This is a genomic window from Mesoflavibacter sp. CH_XMU1422-2 (assembly GCF_037029245.1).
In the GTDB taxonomy this organism is placed as follows: Bacteria; Bacteroidota; Bacteroidia; order Flavobacteriales; family Flavobacteriaceae; genus Mesoflavibacter; species Mesoflavibacter zeaxanthinifaciens.
Map to the genome: position 1 here is coordinate 1 of NZ_JAYMEE010000032.1, position 2,035 is coordinate 2,035.

The window sequence follows — 2,035 nt, forward strand, 5'->3', positions numbered from 1 at the left end:
ACCGTTGTACGTAATTTAAAAACAAGCATTTAGAATGTCAGTAAGTAATTATAGAAATAAAGTAAGCCAACTTAATTCTCAAATAGCGGATTTGATGAAAAAACAAACTGCGGAGAGAAAAAAGGGAGTTGATTTGAATTCTAAAATTAATGACCTGACCAAAAGAATGCTATCTACAAAAAGTATTTCAACTGCTCAAAGCTATCAAAGACAAATTGACTCAAAATCAAAAGAGTTAATTAGAGTAAGTACAAAAGTTGCGGACTTTGAAAAAAAGTTAGCTGATAAACGAAAAGAACTTTCTCGAAATCAAGATTATTTGACAAAAGCACTTGACAACGAAACAAAGAAAAGACAAAATCAAGAGTTAAATTTCTTAAAAGAAAAAGAGAGAATTAACAGGTCGGAATTAAGTAATATTAGAAACATAAATCACGAAATTCAAAGACAACAAAGTATTTTTCAAGATTACCAAGTCCCAGAAAGTGAATTGACCGATAATGATGTTGAATATTCTTTAAAAGAGCTTACTGAATTACATCAGAGAATTGATTCTGTTTTGGAAAGACTAGATAAACTTGGGTTCGGACAAGAAATAATATTTGAGGAAATCGAAGAACTTAAAGGAAAAAGTAAAAAGATTAGTAAGAAAGATTTAAAAATGATGCTCATCGGAAAAATTGTAAGTTTTGGAATTGGAAAAATTGATACTGATTTAGCTGCTCAAATCTTTGAGGAAATCACTAACGTTGACTTAACTAAATTAATTGAATAAAAAACTACGTACAACAATGTATAACCGCAATTACGGCGGATTCGACTACGTCCGAATCCACTCGGAATTGCTAACGTCTGTGCTAAACCGAAAAATTTGCGTATTTTAACCCGTAACTGACGGTTATACGAGACCGTTGCCACACATACGAGAAAAACCGAACTGAAATTAATGAACATTCCTTGGAACAGAATTAAAACCAAAATTGAGAATCTATTTAGTCCGAAAAAAACAGAGGAAAAGGATTACTTGACAGTATTGGTTGACAACCTAAAAGAGGCGCAAAAAAATCATCAAAGTTTACCATTCCGAATTAATTCTGCCAAACGAAATGGATTTGTTGTTAAGGTAAAAGGATTGTTTGCTTATGTATCTTTCTACCAAATGCCTTGGGAATACAAATCTGTTGAACATTGGCGAGCTGTTGCAAAACATTTGGTTGGAAAAAAATTCTTCTGCAAAATCCACAGCATTTCCGAAAACGTAAGACCAATACAAATCACAGTAAATGCAGAAAACCACATTTTTGAGAAAACAAAATTAATTCCACTCGAACAATACGAATGTGTCGTTATACACAAATCCAAATACGGTTTAATTGTCGATTTAGGTTATCACTTTGATTGGGAATATGGAAGTTTTAACGGTTTAATACATAAATCGACATATACTAATGATGATAAACTTTTAAATGCCGAAGCAGGCGACATAGTAAAAACATATTTTCACGGTATTAAGAAAAAAGGAACTCTAAAAAATGGTGGACTTATTCTGGGAAATCAAAACGTGCAGAAAGAATGGTTAACTGGCGAATTAGAAAACCTTGTTGGAACAATACAAACAGCAACAGTAATGTTGGATGAAAAAGGAAAAAGAGGTTTCTTTATTGATGGAAAATATCGGACAATGATTCACATTGACAAAAAAATATACCCAAATAAAAAGAGCATAAAAAAAGAGCTAAATAACTTGAGAATGTACAGCGATATAGAGTGTAGGATTTTACGAATAAGCAAAAGTAATAATTTTGTAGCGGAACCATTAAACATCTGAAAAGAAGTACGTGTGGCAACAACGTGTATAGCTCATTGCTATTCAGTTGCTTAAACCAAAGTTAAGGCGTATTTGGAAAGTCGCCAAATTTTTAAATTTGACGATTTCCAACAAAAAAATAAATAGTAAAATTTAAAAAATCTGGCTTGTGGCTCAACCGAAAATTAATCACTAATTTGCACGCAACGAGCCATACACCAGACCGTT

General features: G+C 32.2%; 2 protein-coding genes. Both read left to right on the forward strand.

The genetic code is table 11. The features are described 5' to 3' along the window. Window positions 1-34: 34 nt before the first annotated feature. Window positions 35-775 carry a hypothetical protein gene (locus WA340_RS03865; RefSeq protein ID WP_336127364.1) on the forward strand — a complete coding sequence of 247 codons (741 nt, stop codon included), beginning with the start codon at window positions 35-37 and terminating at the stop codon, window positions 773-775. 171 nt (window positions 776-946) lie between these two features. Further along, window positions 947-1,828, forward strand: coding sequence for a hypothetical protein (locus tag WA340_RS03870; RefSeq protein WP_336127366.1), 882 nt, complete (start codon window positions 947-949; stop codon window positions 1,826-1,828). Window positions 1,829-2,035: the final 207 nt, after the last annotated feature.

Excerpts from the sequence above, each read along its gene's own strand:
- WA340_RS03865 (WP_336127364.1), top strand. The coding sequence starts at position 35 with ATGTCAGTAAGTAATTATAGAAATAAAGTAAGCCAACTTAATTCTCAA.
- WA340_RS03870 (WP_336127366.1), top strand. The coding sequence starts at position 947 with ATGAACATTCCTTGGAACAGAATTAAAACCAAAATTGAGAATCTATTT.